We start from the raw sequence: 13,335 nt of genomic DNA, 5'->3' as shown, positions 1-13,335 counted from the left end.
CGTTTGAATAGTAAACGGGGGTATCAGACCGGTTAATTATCTTTACATAATATCTTCGCTCCTGCGTTCCCTGCATCTGACAGGTAATCATTAAATCAAGTTTTTTTGTTGTATCTGCACCGCAGGGGAAAAAATTATCAGACCCGCTGATAAAAGTATTAGCGATAATTATGAAAACAGCCGCCCAAAAAAACCTGCGTAATGCATGTATATTCAATTTTCACCCATCCCAATGATGTAAAATTAAATTTACTTTATTACACAAATGAACATTTGTCAAAGGTATTTTTATATGCAATTTACAGAAAGATGACAGCTGTTATGGCGTATCATTCCAAAAAAGGGAGAAAAGGCAAATCGGCTTAAAAAGTGGTCTTTATAACCGCCCCAATTATTACCTCCTGTCCCGTGACAAATTTACGGGTATACGTAAATTTGTCACGGCCTGATAGGCGGAGCTGTTTATAAGTCCAAACAACGCAGCTTAAAAGCCGCGGCTACTTGTTCCGCTATAGCTTAATTGCTTAAACCGCTAAAGCGCTTTGTTTATCAAAACAGCACATCCGCCTTGCTGTACGGGCAGATGTTGAAGAACGCGCAGTAACGGCAGGTAAAAGAGGCCGGCGTGGGCTCAAACTCTTCATTTAATATATGCCCGGCTACTTCGTGTATTTTTTCCTCATATTCCCTTATGGCTTTTTCTTTAAATGTCTTTGTCACAAGCATGGAGCTTTTAAAGAAGTAAAGCCCGGCTTCATCCGGCAGCACGCCAAACATTTTTTCATAAGCAAGGCAGTATAATTTAAGCTGCCTTTGAATGTCCTGGCTTTTTATCTTTGATTCCGCTTTTTCTTCATCGCGGACGTCAGAAGTCTTGTAATCCACAATAATTATTTTACCGTCTATCTCGTCTATCCTGTCCCATCTGCCCCGGACGCTAAGTTTATCATTCAGTTTGAATTCAAAATCCTTTTCTATATATTTGGGAATTATATTATTCGCGCTTTCCTTTATATAGAAACGCTCTATTGCATCTATCGCGGCTTCGTAATTTTTCTGCGCTTCCTGCTGTGTCAGAAATCCTGCCGGCTTCCACATGGCCTCAAATATCCCTTTTAACCCTTCAAGCGTAACCGCCCTGCCGTCCCTGCGCGCCATAAAAAACTCGGCCGATACCGCGTGCATGGCGGAACCTATCATGACATTAGGCCTGCTTCTTATCGGCATCTTAAACACATGCACCAGTTTATATTTAAACGGGCATGTTAAATAGTCATCTATCTGATAGTTGGAAAGTTTCAGTACATCCGGCCTGGCATGTCTTTTCGCTGTTTCCAATACAGACTGCTTTTTCTCAAAATATTCAAACTTTTTATTTTTATCAGGCGTTATGGCAAAATCATCCGGAATATCAAAACCAATCTCTTTCAAAAATATGCTTATCTTTTTACCGGGCCTGCCTTCATACTGCCTTGCCGCTGTTAAATACAGCGCGTCTTTCGCCCTTGTTACGGCAACATAAAAAAGCCTGCGCTCTTCTTCATGAAAGTACGTATCTTCATCCACTATATCGTGCATTATGGCTTCCGGAAACGGCAGCGCATAATCCGCCCTTTTTCTTCCGGGAAATTTTTCCTGTATAAGCGCCGCCACAAAGACTACCTTAAACTCCAGGCCTTTGGCCCTGTGAATGGACATAACCTGCACCGCGTCTTCTTTGACTTCCGAAATCATTTCTTCCTTGGGATTCTCCCCCGACTTAATACTAAGGTCAATATAACTTACAAAATTATGCACTGTGTCGTATTTTTCATTAACAGAAAAACGCTTCATCACTTCAAAGAAACCCGATATGTTTGCCACAACAGCGTCAGAATCCGGTGTATTTTCCTTAAAGAGAGTGTCAAGAATGCGTTTCTGCTTTAAAAATTCAAGCACTATTTCGCCGGGCGATGTCTTCTCTGCCACCCTTAAAAGATAACGGTCAATGTCTTTTATAAATATCTTTATTTTTACGAGTTCTTTTTCAGGGATGTTTAATTCCGGATATTTATCAGTATCTCTCATCATGTCAATGACCGCGGCATTGTGTTCTTTGGCAAGGTTCCCAAGTTTGGACATTACAAAAGGGTCCACATCATAATGTTCGGATATTATCACATCAAGCACGGGATTAAATTCATAAGGCGCGGCAAGCACCCTGCAGAAATTTATAAGAAACTGAACCTCTTTCTTATTATAAAGCCCTTCGTCACCGGCAAAAGAATATGGTATGCCCTTTCTTTCAAAAGTTTTCAGGAACATCTTTGCATCATTTTTTGCCCTTACCAGCACGGCAAAATCACTGTACTTATAATAACCCTTCTCCACATATTTCTTAATTTCCCGCGCGGCAAAATCGGCTTCTTCAGAATAATTCTCAAACACCCTTACATTAAGATGTTCAATCTTATGCTCCGGGGTATATTTTGAAATCAGCCTTTTGTCTATGTTGTACTTTGTTTCCAGCCTGTCTGTGTTGTTGTTAATAAGTTTATGCGCCGCGTCAAGAATAACCTGGCATGTCCTGTAGTTATTTTTTAAAACAACCATTTCCGCGCTTCTGTAATTATCCCTGAACCCCATGATATTTGATATTGCCGCCCCGCGGAAACGGTAAATCATCTGGTCATCATCGCCGACCGCGTTAATATTGCCGTGCTCTCCCGCCAGAATTTTAATAAATTCAAACTGGGCGTAATTGGTATCCTGAAACTCGTCTATTAGTATGTATTTAAACTTGTCCCTGTATTTTTTCAAAACGGATTTCTTTTCCTTTAATAACATGTATGGAACAAGTATCAGGTCGCCAAAATCCATCCGGTTTTTTTCCGTCTTTAATTCTTCATATGCTTTATAAAACCCGGCAAGTTCGGTGTGTTTTGCCGCAACTTCCCTGTCTTCGTCATTATCCGCTTTTGCGGCAAAAGATGAAGCAAAAGCAGTGTAGTCCTGCCAGGTAATCAGGTTATCTTTTAATTTGGAAATAAAGCCTATAAGCTGGCCTATATACTGCCCCGGATTGTTAAGCGGTTTATATATATCAAGGTCAAAACGGTCTATGTTTTCCATTATAAGTATTATGCCGTCCGTGTCCCTTAAAATTTCCCAGTCCGGCGCTATGCGCAGTTCCGCAAAATTTTCATTTATTATCATCCTGCCAAAAGAATGAAAAGTGGATATTTGTGTCTCTGTCATCCCGAATGGCACCAGTTTATCCACCCGTTCTTCCATCTCTTTTGCCGCTTTTTCAGAAAAAGTAAGCGCCACAATCTGTGAAGACAGAGCCTTGTTTTCACTTATTAACCAGGCAATCCTTTCGGTTATAACTTTTGTTTTACCGGTGCCGGCGCCCGCCACAATTAAAAGAGGGCCTTCCCCAAAACGTATGGCTTTATCCTGCTCTTCATCTGAAATAATCCCGGTTGTATCAATAATTTCAGGTTCTGTTTTAACCTCGTCTGTCTTTTTCCTGGCTGTCAATTTATTCTTCTCCCGCTATAGTTGTTTAAGACACCCTTACAGATAAACCAGTATATTATACAATTTGATTTATATAAAGCAATTGTTATGCCGTATAAATTGATTTTAAATACAGGTTTAAACAGGTTTTATTTGTAATGCTGTCAGTTATTGATACCATTACTTATCAAATGTAAAATTATCCTTTTCAAACAATTCCACGCATGCATCCACCGCGTCAGCAAAATAAAGTTTGCCTCTGTTTGTTTTTATTTCATTTAAAGCAGCTTCAGGTCCAAGCGCCGCCCTGTACGGCCTTATTGACGCCATTGCTTCCATTACATCAGCCACACTTATAATCTTTGCTTCAATAAGTATTTCCTCTTCCTGCAATCCCAGGGGATACCCGCTGCCGTCCATTCTTTCATGGTGCTGAAATACTATCTTATCAACAGGAAAAGGGAAATTAATATTTTTTAGAATATCATACCCCACCTGCGGATGAGTTTTTATAATACTGAATTCTATTGTGGACAGTTTACCCGGTTTTGATAAAATTTCCGCCGGGACGTAAATCTTGCCAATATCATGAATAATGCCGCCGATAAAAATGGCATTAACAGTTTCTTTAGGAAGTTTAAGTTTTATGGCTATTGCCTTTGCAAGCTGCGCCACCCTGCGCTGATGCCCTGCCGTATAGGGGTCACGTGTTTCCACTATCTTTTCCATTGCCAGAATTATTCCGTCTGATATCGTCTTTAGTTTTTCGTAGCTTTCTTCAAGTTCAATACGCCCTTTTCTGCGGTCTAGAATAAACCTGTTTCTTTCTATAGCGTAAAAAATAGACCTTACAAGGACCCCCGCTTCTGTTTCGCCTTTGACAAGATAGTCCTGCGCCCCTTCCTTTACCGCCTGTAACGAAAATTCCTTATCTTCCAGCCCGGTTAAGATAACAATAGCAGTGTCAGGAAACCTCTGCCTGAATTTAATAAGCGTATCAAGCCCATTACTGTCAGGCAGGTTCAAATCAAGAAGCACCACATCAAATTCTTCCTGTTCTGCAATTTCAAGAGCCTCATTTAAATAATTGGCATTTTTAACATTGAAAACATTCCCGGCTTCATCCATAAGGGATATCTGAAGATATTTGGCAAGGCTCTTTTCATCTTCCACCAGAAGAAGTTTTATCTCATCGCCATTGTTAAAAGAAAATTTTGACATTTATTCTCCCTTTTTTACCCATAATTATTATAAACTTTTATTTACTTTTTGTCAAAAAAAAAGCCCGGAAGCATTGTGCATGCCGGGCTTGAAAAAACCGCTGTTATTATTTCATATAATTCATAAAATCAACAAGTTCCGCCGTAATAAGTTTTTTGTAAATTTTGCCGTATTCCTGTTTATTTTCCCAGATTACCTCGTCAATAATATGCTTTGTATGGGTATCATCCTGGTCAAGCATTTCCACTTCCATATCATAACCTGTTCTGTGAATCTTTAAAACCTTCATTTCTTCAAGCTTAACGCAGGTATCTTTTACTTTATTGATTGGAACCTTTATCATTTCTGAAACTCTTGTGCAGTTTATTAACCCTTTATGGTGATATTTATTGTAACAGATTATTGCAAGAGCTTCGTTTGTAGAAAGCACTTCTTTTAATTCTTCGTATCTGTCCCCCATACCAACCACCGCCTTTCTTTTTTTCTCTCTCTGATTAAAGTATAGCAGCGGCACCCATGTTTGTCAAGTAATTTGCAAATAAATTATAATCTAACAAAATACCTTACACGATAAACTATTCGCCTTATTTTAAAGTCTTTTATTACCCGTCAACACTTTATTTTTCTTTTCCACAAGCTCGTTCCATAAAGAAACCGCATTTACGTGTATAAGATGTCCTGATGAAATTAAATAATTCATTTTTTCCTTTACCACTTCCATAACCAATTCATCAAGAGATATATTCTTATCCTTTAAAAACCTTTCTCTAAGCTTTTTTGACCCAATATACCTTCTGCCTGTTTCTATAAAATCAGAGACATACACTATTTTCTGAAGGCCTGTCATCCCTTTCTTTCCCACTGTGTGATTTGCAATAGCGGCAAGTACATCCTTATCGGTGATTCCAAAACTGTATTGTGCCATGTGCGCCCCTGTCCTGCTGTGAAAAAGCGCGGACAGCCTTGGATATTTAATATCCCTTTTTATTCCGTGAAGTTTCATATAACTATGCTGTTCTTCATGGTCCATATCCTTGGCGCAGTCATGCAAAAGACAGGCAAGCGCGGCTTTTTCAGGATTCTCGCCAAAACGAATCGCAAGTTTAACCCCTATTTTTTCCGCCCCAATCGCGTGCTTGTAGGAGTATTTATTAAGGTGTTTTTTTACCGCCGCCCTTAAAGCGGGCGGCACATAACTTTTTGCCATTTTATCTGATACTAAAAACAATTATCAGCGCGATTAAAACCACCGGCACCAGTATTATTGCAAATCTGACAACAGCTTTAACCGCCCTGTCAGATAAGCCAATGGTTTTTACCCTTTGTTCATGAACCGCCATATCCAGATTTCTTTTTTTTGAACTCTTTTCCTTTTTCATAATATCAGGTTCCTCCGGGTTTTTTATATTATTCCTGAAGCGATGTAAAGACAACGCCTTTCATTATATGGCGCTGGAAGAAAGCAAAAATTAAAATTGTGGGTATCATTGAAAGCGTTACCGCCGCCATTACAATGTTCCACGGCTGGCCCTCTTCTATTATTTTGTATATACCAAGCATAAGCGTGTATATGCCGGGTTCGTTTGTCACGATAAGCGGCCAGAAAAAAGAGTTCCATATATTGACAAAATTCATAATACCCACCACAACAATAATGGGCTTTGATACGGGCATGATTATATTAAAGAATATTCCGGTTTCCGAATAACCGTCAACCCTTGCGGCTTCCACAAAGTCATCCGGAAGCTTGTCAAAGAAACTTTTAAATATGAAAATATTAACCGCATTGGCAAGCCCCGGAAGTATCAGAGCCCAGTAGGAATTTATAAGGTTTATTTTCATAAGCCCTGCTATTGAAAAATCCCTCATATAAAGATAAAGCGGTATGGCTATTGTTTCAAAAGGTATCATAATTGTTGATAGAAACAGAATTATCATCACCGAATACATGGGCGGTTTTAATTTAGAAAGCGAATACGCCGCCATAGCGCTAATAATAACCTGGCCTAAAACCACACATACAGCCACTATAACACTGTTCATAAAATATAAAGTAAAAGGGGCTATTTCCCATGCTTTTTTAAAGTTATCCAGGCTGAATTCAGGCGATGCCGCAAGCGCCGGCAGCGGATCATAAACGCGGTCAAGAGGAAGCATTGATGATATAACCATCCACAAAAACGGGATAGTGACAAGCGCCGCGCCTAAAAATACAAAAAAGCCCCATACAGAATAAATTATCCTTGTCCCCGTATTTTTTAATTCATACTTTGGAAAAAGATAATTCGGTTCTTCCATAATATATGCGGGCTGAACTTTTACTTTCTTTTTTGACGCCATTTATTTCCTCTTTCTGCCAAGGGTGTTCATTCTTAGCAGTGTTATTGAGATAAGAATCATCAGAAAAAACACGGCTACGCCCGAAGCATACCCGATGTCCATATATAAAAATGCCTTTTTATAAATATACGTGGCTATTACTTCGGACGCCCCTTCCGGGCTTCCGTTTGTCATTATATAGACCTCCGCAAAAACCTGCATTCCGCTTATCATCTGTATAAATATAACCGTCATTATTACCGGAACCATTGAAGGAAGTAATATATGCCTTATCTTTGTCCAAATTCCCGCCCCCAGCAGCGACGCGTCTTCAAATAATACTTTGGGCACATTCTGCAGCCCCGCAAGATATATAAGCATTGCCCATCCGGTATTTTTCCAGACGAATACGATAGCAATTGATAAAAGCACCAGTTTGGGGTTTGTAACCCATCCTATGTGCACGGCATCGCCAAAAAGCGACAGGAAAGAATTTATAAGGCCATAACCCTGATTATACAGCCACTTCCAAAGTATTGCGGCAGGTACCGCCGGGGTTAAAAACGGGATAAAATACAGCACCTTAACAAGCCCGCTTCCCTTTCTCATTTCATATACATACATAGCAAGCATAAAAGGCAGCCATGTACCAAGTACAATTATTATCAGTGTCAGTATGCCGGAATTTTTAAACGCCTGCCAGAAAGACGCGTCATTTAATATTTTGATGAAATTCGCGGCACCGGCATAAACAGGGGTATTTATGGTTTCAAATTTGTTTAAACTTATTATAAAAGTCTTTATCATCGGCATCCAGCTGAACAAAAGGAAAAGCAGCAGGGCCGGAAGTATCAGTTCAATACCAAAAAATTTTCTCTTTATTCCAAGCAGCTTAAGTTTTCCCTTTTCCTCTTCTTTAACCGAAGGAACGGGAAGCTGCGGCCTTTTAAAACTGCCGGGTGTGATCTTTTCCCCAAAACGCCTGTAGCGGAAAGCTTTTTTTAACTTCTGCGAAGCGGTAAGGTTATCCGGTATCTTAACCGTGTTCTCTCCGGTGCCTTTGACAAGGTCGCCCGCGGTGGATATCCTGAATATATTTTTCTGTTCCTGCGCGGGCTGCGGCTTTTTTATCTTTACCACTTCTGCCTGCACGGGAAGCTTGAATTTAATAATCGGAAGGACGGCTTCTCCGCTCTTATGGCTGGTTATCTCGTCATGAATAATGCCTTTTATGGCCTCTTCTGACAGGTCATTTCCGACCCTTCTGAAGATTTCATCACTCATTATATTCCGCCTTTATCTTTTTTTCAAATTCATAAATCACGCCTTCAAAATCCACTTCCCTGTTTGTAAATATTTTTTCCAGAACACTGCGGTTAAAATCTTCCTTTATCATAGGCCATTCGTAAAGCGGCGGTTCTATATGCGCGTATTCAAAAAGCCCTTTTATATTTGCAAATTCAGGCATGTTTATCAGGTTTGTAGCACACGAAAAATCACCCGGAAAAATAGGCAGCTGCAGATTTTTCATCCTTATGTATTTTCCAAGCTGTGCCGGCGGCGAAAGTTCATACTGAATATACCGCCATGCTTTGTCTTTTTTTGACGGGCTTATGGATGAATTGACTATAAAAGCTTCTCCGCCCGCGTGCCACGCCTTTATACCCTGCGGGCCTGCAGGCAAAGGTACTATTTCAACGTTTTTCATATCCAGCCCATACCGCCTTGCCATTACAGGTAATCTTTTAGCAACAGCCGGCATCATTGCTATTTTTCCGCTTGAAAACAGCTGTTCTACATCGGCCTCGTAAAGTATATCAGTAGGCGGAGTCGCCCTGTATTTCCATTTAAGCGCGTGCCAGAATTTTAAAGCCTGTGCCACGGCAGGTTCATTTAAGGCAAGTTTGCCGCCGGTAAAAACGCTGCCGCCCGCCTGCCAGATGAAATCCACAAAGTAAAACATATCGGGTTGAAGCCCTATCCCGTAAACATCGCCTGTCTTTGAATTAATTATGGCGCTGTATTTTATTATATCTTCCCATGTTTCAGGCGCCTTTGTAATTCCGCACCTGTCAAAAATATCCTTTCTGTAAAACATTACCGTAAAAAAAGAATCATATGGTACGCCGTATATTTTTCCGTTTATGTCAACGGAATCCCACATTATTTTAGGCATATAATCTTTCTGTATCCAGTCCGCGGTATATCCGCTTAAATCCGCCAGAAAACCGTGCTTTGCCATTACCGGAACAGCGGTTATCGGTATTCTTACCACATCAGGGCCTTTTCCGCTTGCCATCACGCTTACAAATTCCTGCGGCTTATATTCCCTGCTTATCCCCCTGACTTTAATATCCAAATTATTGCTTTCAAACGATTTTATCCCTTCATTCCAGACTTTTTTCTGAAGGGTATCAGCGTCAGCAGGCATATTCCATACGGTAAGTTCTTCCGCGTAAAGGCAAAAAGACGCAAAAAACATAACCGCTGAAATTAATATTTTAAAAAAGTTTTTCATTACGCTCCTTCAAGTTTTAAAAAAATCTTTTCCACCGCTTCTTCCGGCGTGCCGCACTTTATTATTTCCGGCAGGTCATATGTGTCAATTCCGGCTACGGGCTTTCCCGCTTTAAGCGCAAAAGCTATTTCTGACAAAGTGCCTTCTTTTCCGTCTATGGCCACAAATCCGTCAGCGGTGTTTACTATAACCGTGTTTCGGGCTTCGCCTATTCCCGTTGCCACCGCTATATCAACATATTTATTCGCTGTCTTTTTATTCTTTGAAGGCAGTATTCCCACAGTCACTCCGCCTTCTTTTTTTGCGCCTTTACACGACGCTTCCATAACCCCGGCAAGGCCGCCGCAAACCAAAACAGCCCCTCGGCGCGCTATTTCACGTCCTGTTTTATAAGCGGCTTCATAATGCTTTTTTCCAACTGTATTCCCGCCGATAACCCCGATTACTTTTTTGTTCAAAGTTTTATTTCTTTAAGTTTTTCAGCCGCTACTGAGGCCCACAAAGTGCCCTTTTTTTCTTCCGCTATTTTCTTATAGATATCCAGCGCCTTTTGTTTATCATTAAGTTTAACGTAACAGTCAGCCAGCTTCAGCTTTACATCCGTGGCGTTTGAACTTTTTTCAAACACTTTTGTGTCCTGCCAAGAGTTAACCGCTTCCTGATAATTACCCGACTGATACGAAGCATATCCCCTTCCGCTTAAAGCTTCCGGATACAGGACGCTGCTTTTATATTTCTGAATAAAGGTGTCATAATACTCTATGGCTTCTTTATACATGCCGTTGTTATAATACGCGTTTGCCGCGCCAAGATAAGCGGCAGGAGCCTGGCTTGTGCCTTTATATTTGCTTATGACTTCCAGATAAGTCTGAATTGCTTTTTCATATTTTTCATTCTTCGACCTGAAAAATCCGTACATAGTCATATCGGAATCTTCCACCACGGGCCTGTTAATGTAAAAATTTGCTTCCGACAGAAGCCTTTCCGCTTTAATTTCATTATTTCTGTTAAAATTAATAATCACGGGAATTGCCACTATAATAACAATTGCTATCACCGCTGTTATTATTATATTTTCCGTGTTTTTTGAAGCGTATTTCCTCAGATTTGTTACCAGTTCAGCGAAATCATTTCTTTTGATCATTTTTTTTGCGTCTTTGTGCTTAATCTTTTCCATTTATTTCCTCCGTAGTCCTGTGAGTTGTTTTTTATTTAAGAAATATTGTAACGCCAAGGTCTATTGTCAGAAAAGTGTTAAGGTCGCCCGTGCCGCCGGCAAGCGAAACGTGGTTATAAAGCACTTCCAGATTTGCCGCAAACATTTTAGTTATCGGGTAATTCGCGCCAAGCCCGAATAAAAGCCCGAACGAAGTCTCTGATGTCATTTCAACCGTGGTCATATCTGTCTGCTTGGCATATTTCATTATGTACATTCCTATTCCCGCTTTAAGATACGGCCAGATGAAAAAATCAGGAAGATACGGCGCCCAGGCAAGTTCCGCGTCAATAACAGATGCCGAAAAATTATCCGGAGCAGTTTCGGATTTATACGGCACCGAAATAAAATTAAAACCGCCTCCCGCGGAAAATTCCATGTCAAACCCTTTCCTTGCGGAAATTCCAAAGTTATAGCCGGGGGTGACATGATTTGCAAATTCGCCTATCGGATAAGTTACCCCGCCTTTCGCGTTTATTACCCAATAATCCACATTATAAACTTTGGGCGGCGCCGCCATAACAACCGCTGTTAATAAAACAAATAAAATCATTAATAAAAACTTTTTCATTTATTCCCTCCGCAAAATTAAACTTAAATTTTTATCCCTTTGCTTCTTAATAAAGCTTCAGAATTCATAATTACCTGTAAAATCTGACCCTTATTAAGCCCTGCCTCTGTTAAAACAAGTTCCCTTTTTGCTTTATCAGCAAGATCTGCCGGAGCATGTGAATCCGTATCAAAAACAAGCTTGGCGCCGGCTTTTATAGCAGCCTGCGCTACGTGCTTATTGGTAGTATTATGCCCGTTTCTTGCGGTTATTTCAAGGCAAACGTTATTCTTTGCGGCAAGCGCCGCGTCTTCATCTGAAATATTTCCGGGATGCGCGAGAATATCCACTTTTGCGTCTATCGCCGCCCTGTTTGAACCCGGTTCCACCGGTTCTGTCACTGTTTCCCCGTGAAATACAACCATTTTCGCGCCAAGCGACCTTGCTTTTTTTACAATACCCGCAACAAGCACCGGCGGAATATGGGTAAGTTCCACCCCGGGAAGGCATACTATGTCTTTATATACTTTGTTGGTTTCAGTACAGACTTTTGAAAGGCTTTTAATGACATTTTCAAGATTAGATATGTCAGCGTGGTCAGTTATCGCTATTGCCCTGTACCCTGTTTTTCTTGCCCTCTGAATAAGTTCCGACGGCAGCAGAACACCATCAGAAAAAAATGTATGCGTGTGAAGATCTATCATATACACCCCTTATATTGATGATTGTGAGGCCTGTATTTTTTATGGTGGGCCCGAGACGAATCGAACGTCCGGCCAAAAGTTTAGGAAACTTCTGCTCTATCCACTGAGCTACGGGCCCACTATAAACTAAAAAATACTTGTATATTATATAGAAAAATGGTTTTAATGCAAGAAATTTATTATATGTTTTTTACATCATTGTTGTGTTTTTCATCATTTTTGACCTTAAAACAGAGGCAAAAATAGCAACAGCCAGCACGGAAACAATAACAAGAAGCGATATAACCGTAGGTATTTTTATATAGTGGGCAATAAGCATTTTAATACCTACAAACGCCAGAATTACAGACAACGCGTATTTCAGATAGTGGAATAGTTTCATTACCCCTGCTATCGCAAAATACAGCGCCCTTAATCCCATAATGGCAAATATGTTGGAAGTATAAACAATAAACGGGTCTGTGGTAATGGCAAATATAGCCGGAATTGAATCCACGGCAAAAATTACATCTACAAAACTTATTGTCACCAGCACCACAAAAAGCTGGGTAAAATGGTGTTTCCCGTTTTCTATTTCAATAAAGTTATGATTTTTATATTCCATTTTCATCGGCATTATTTTTGAAAACAATCTTACCATCAGGTTTTTTGAAGGGTCATACTCCTCGTTTTTTTCCGTCACCATCTTTATGGCTATGTAAACCAGAAACACTCCAAAAATATACATTACCCATTCAAATTCCGTGACAAGTTTTATTCCCGCAAGTATAAACGCAGCCCTTAAAATCATAGCCACAAGAATACCGTAAAACAGAACCCTGTGCTGATAAATAGCCGGAACGCGGAAATAATTGAAAACAACTATAAACACAAACAGATTATCCACACTTAATGATTTTTCAATAAGATATCCCGTAAGGTAATCAAGCGCCTGAGCCCTGCCTTCCATAATAAATATAAAGACATTAAAAGCCAGAGCAAGCCCTATCCAGACAAAAGTCCACGCAAGCGACTCTTTAATGGAAACTTCATGATCCCTTTTATGAAAAACCAGCATATCAACCATTATAAGTATGACAACCATTGCGTTAAAACCAATCCACCAAAGCGCGTTGTGTTCCATGCAGTTTCTCCTTAAAACGTTTTTAATAATTCAGTTATTATATACCATAGATATTTTTATGGCAATAAGATACGGAGCTTACCCCCAAAAACTGGACCACTGTAACCGCAAAGTGATAATGTCCTAAATATGCAAAATAGAAATGTCCTATTCCAAGGCGTGGTAGCATAGAAATACGGAGGT

General features: G+C 40.1%; 14 protein-coding genes and 1 tRNA gene. 1 reads left to right on the top strand and 14 read right to left on the bottom strand.

Annotated features, from left to right (window positions below; all coding sequences use genetic code 11):
• Positions 1 to 201: 201 nt before the first annotated feature.
• Positions 202 to 366, top strand: coding sequence for a hypothetical protein (locus JXR81_08245; GenBank protein MBN2754834.1), 165 nt, complete (start codon positions 202 to 204; stop codon positions 364 to 366).
• A 183-nt stretch (positions 367 to 549) separates the two neighbouring features.
• On the opposite strand, the gene JXR81_08240 is transcribed toward JXR81_08245, so the two are convergent.
• From JXR81_08240 to JXR81_08175, 14 genes are all read right to left on the bottom strand, one after another.
• Complete coding sequence (locus JXR81_08240) at positions 550 to 3,522, bottom strand: ATP-dependent helicase (protein MBN2754833.1); 2,973 nt, start codon at positions 3,520 to 3,522, stop codon at positions 550 to 552.
• A 159-nt stretch (positions 3,523 to 3,681) separates the two neighbouring features.
• The gene (locus tag JXR81_08235) at positions 3,682 to 4,722 is read right to left on the bottom strand and encodes an HD domain-containing protein (protein ID MBN2754832.1); all 1,041 of its coding nucleotides are present in this window, start codon (positions 4,720 to 4,722) and stop codon (positions 3,682 to 3,684) included.
• A gap of 106 nt (positions 4,723 to 4,828) precedes the next feature.
• Positions 4,829 to 5,182: a hypothetical protein gene (locus tag JXR81_08230; GenBank protein ID MBN2754831.1), complete on the bottom strand. Its 354-nt coding sequence runs from the start codon at positions 5,180 to 5,182 to the stop codon at positions 4,829 to 4,831.
• Positions 5,183 to 5,311: 129 nt separating this feature from the next.
• Positions 5,312 to 5,929, bottom strand: a complete 618-nt coding sequence (yqeK, locus tag JXR81_08225) for a bis(5'-nucleosyl)-tetraphosphatase (symmetrical) YqeK (protein ID MBN2754830.1) — start codon at positions 5,927 to 5,929, stop codon at positions 5,312 to 5,314.
• Between the two features lies 1 nt (position 5,930).
• Positions 5,931 to 6,101 (bottom strand): hypothetical protein, encoded by a 171-nt coding sequence (locus tag JXR81_08220; GenBank protein ID MBN2754829.1) that lies wholly within the window; start codon positions 6,099 to 6,101, stop codon positions 5,931 to 5,933.
• Between the two features lie 28 nt (positions 6,102 to 6,129).
• Entirely contained in the window at positions 6,130 to 7,062 is a 933-nt protein-coding gene (locus tag JXR81_08215; GenBank protein ID MBN2754828.1) for a carbohydrate ABC transporter permease, read from the bottom strand.
• Complete coding sequence (locus tag JXR81_08210; protein MBN2754827.1) at positions 7,063 to 8,325, bottom strand: sugar ABC transporter permease; 1,263 nt, start codon at positions 8,323 to 8,325, stop codon at positions 7,063 to 7,065.
• Complete coding sequence (locus tag JXR81_08205) at positions 8,318 to 9,559, bottom strand: sugar ABC transporter substrate-binding protein (protein MBN2754826.1); 1,242 nt, start codon at positions 9,557 to 9,559, stop codon at positions 8,318 to 8,320. The genes JXR81_08210 and JXR81_08205 overlap by 8 nt, the downstream gene beginning before the upstream one ends.
• Positions 9,559 to 10,017, bottom strand: a complete 459-nt coding sequence (locus tag JXR81_08200; protein MBN2754825.1) for a TIGR00725 family protein — start codon at positions 10,015 to 10,017, stop codon at positions 9,559 to 9,561. Before JXR81_08200 ends, JXR81_08205 begins: the two co-directional genes overlap by 1 nt.
• Positions 10,014 to 10,736 (bottom strand): tetratricopeptide repeat protein, encoded by a 723-nt coding sequence (locus tag JXR81_08195; GenBank protein MBN2754824.1) that lies wholly within the window; start codon positions 10,734 to 10,736, stop codon positions 10,014 to 10,016. The genes JXR81_08200 and JXR81_08195 overlap by 4 nt, the downstream gene beginning before the upstream one ends.
• 31 nt (positions 10,737 to 10,767) lie before the next feature.
• Positions 10,768 to 11,346 carry a porin family protein gene (locus JXR81_08190; GenBank protein ID MBN2754823.1) on the bottom strand — a complete coding sequence of 193 codons (579 nt, stop codon included), beginning with the start codon at positions 11,344 to 11,346 and terminating at the stop codon, positions 10,768 to 10,770.
• A 23-nt stretch (positions 11,347 to 11,369) separates the two neighbouring features.
• Positions 11,370 to 12,029 (bottom strand): histidinol phosphate phosphatase domain-containing protein, encoded by a 660-nt coding sequence (locus JXR81_08185; protein ID MBN2754822.1) that lies wholly within the window; start codon positions 12,027 to 12,029, stop codon positions 11,370 to 11,372.
• Positions 12,030 to 12,071: 42 nt separating this feature from the next.
• A tRNA-Arg gene (locus JXR81_08180) sits at positions 12,072 to 12,147 on the bottom strand.
• Positions 12,148 to 12,219: 72 nt separating this feature from the next.
• Positions 12,220 to 13,152, bottom strand: a complete 933-nt coding sequence (locus tag JXR81_08175; GenBank protein MBN2754821.1) for a TerC family protein — start codon at positions 13,150 to 13,152, stop codon at positions 12,220 to 12,222.
• Positions 13,153 to 13,335 lie beyond the last annotated feature (183 nt).

The sequence above is a fragment of the Candidatus Goldiibacteriota bacterium genome (genome assembly GCA_016937715.1).
Taxonomy (GTDB): Bacteria; Oederibacteriota; PGYV01; order PGYV01; family PGYV01; genus PGYV01.
The sequence above is the reverse complement of the archived record's forward strand: the minus strand, read 5'-3'. Positions and strand labels throughout refer to the sequence as shown.

Bases quoted from the DNA above. Each gene is read 5' to 3' on its own strand.
- JXR81_08245 (MBN2754834.1), top strand. From the start codon at position 202: ATGCATGTATATTCAATTTTCACCCATCCCAATGATGTAAAATTAAAT.
- JXR81_08235 (MBN2754832.1), bottom strand. From the start codon at position 4,722: ATGTCAAAATTTTCTTTTAACAATGGCGATGAGATAAAACTTCTTCTG.
- JXR81_08230 (MBN2754831.1), bottom strand. From the start codon at position 5,182: ATGGGGGACAGATACGAAGAATTAAAAGAAGTGCTTTCTACAAACGAA.
- yqeK (MBN2754830.1), bottom strand. From the start codon at position 5,929: ATGGCAAAAAGTTATGTGCCGCCCGCTTTAAGGGCGGCGGTAAAAAAA.
- JXR81_08220 (MBN2754829.1), bottom strand. From the start codon at position 6,101: ATGAAAAAGGAAAAGAGTTCAAAAAAAAGAAATCTGGATATGGCGGTT.
- JXR81_08215 (MBN2754828.1), bottom strand. From the start codon at position 7,062: ATGGCGTCAAAAAAGAAAGTAAAAGTTCAGCCCGCATATATTATGGAA.
- JXR81_08210 (MBN2754827.1), bottom strand. From the start codon at position 8,325: ATGAGTGATGAAATCTTCAGAAGGGTCGGAAATGACCTGTCAGAAGAG.
- JXR81_08205 (MBN2754826.1), bottom strand. From the start codon at position 9,559: ATGAAAAACTTTTTTAAAATATTAATTTCAGCGGTTATGTTTTTTGCG.
- JXR81_08195 (MBN2754824.1), bottom strand. From the start codon at position 10,736: ATGGAAAAGATTAAGCACAAAGACGCAAAAAAAATGATCAAAAGAAAT.
- JXR81_08190 (MBN2754823.1), bottom strand. From the start codon at position 11,346: ATGAAAAAGTTTTTATTAATGATTTTATTTGTTTTATTAACAGCGGTT.
- JXR81_08185 (MBN2754822.1), bottom strand. From the start codon at position 12,029: ATGATAGATCTTCACACGCATACATTTTTTTCTGATGGTGTTCTGCTG.
- JXR81_08175 (MBN2754821.1), bottom strand. From the start codon at position 13,152: ATGGAACACAACGCGCTTTGGTGGATTGGTTTTAACGCAATGGTTGTC.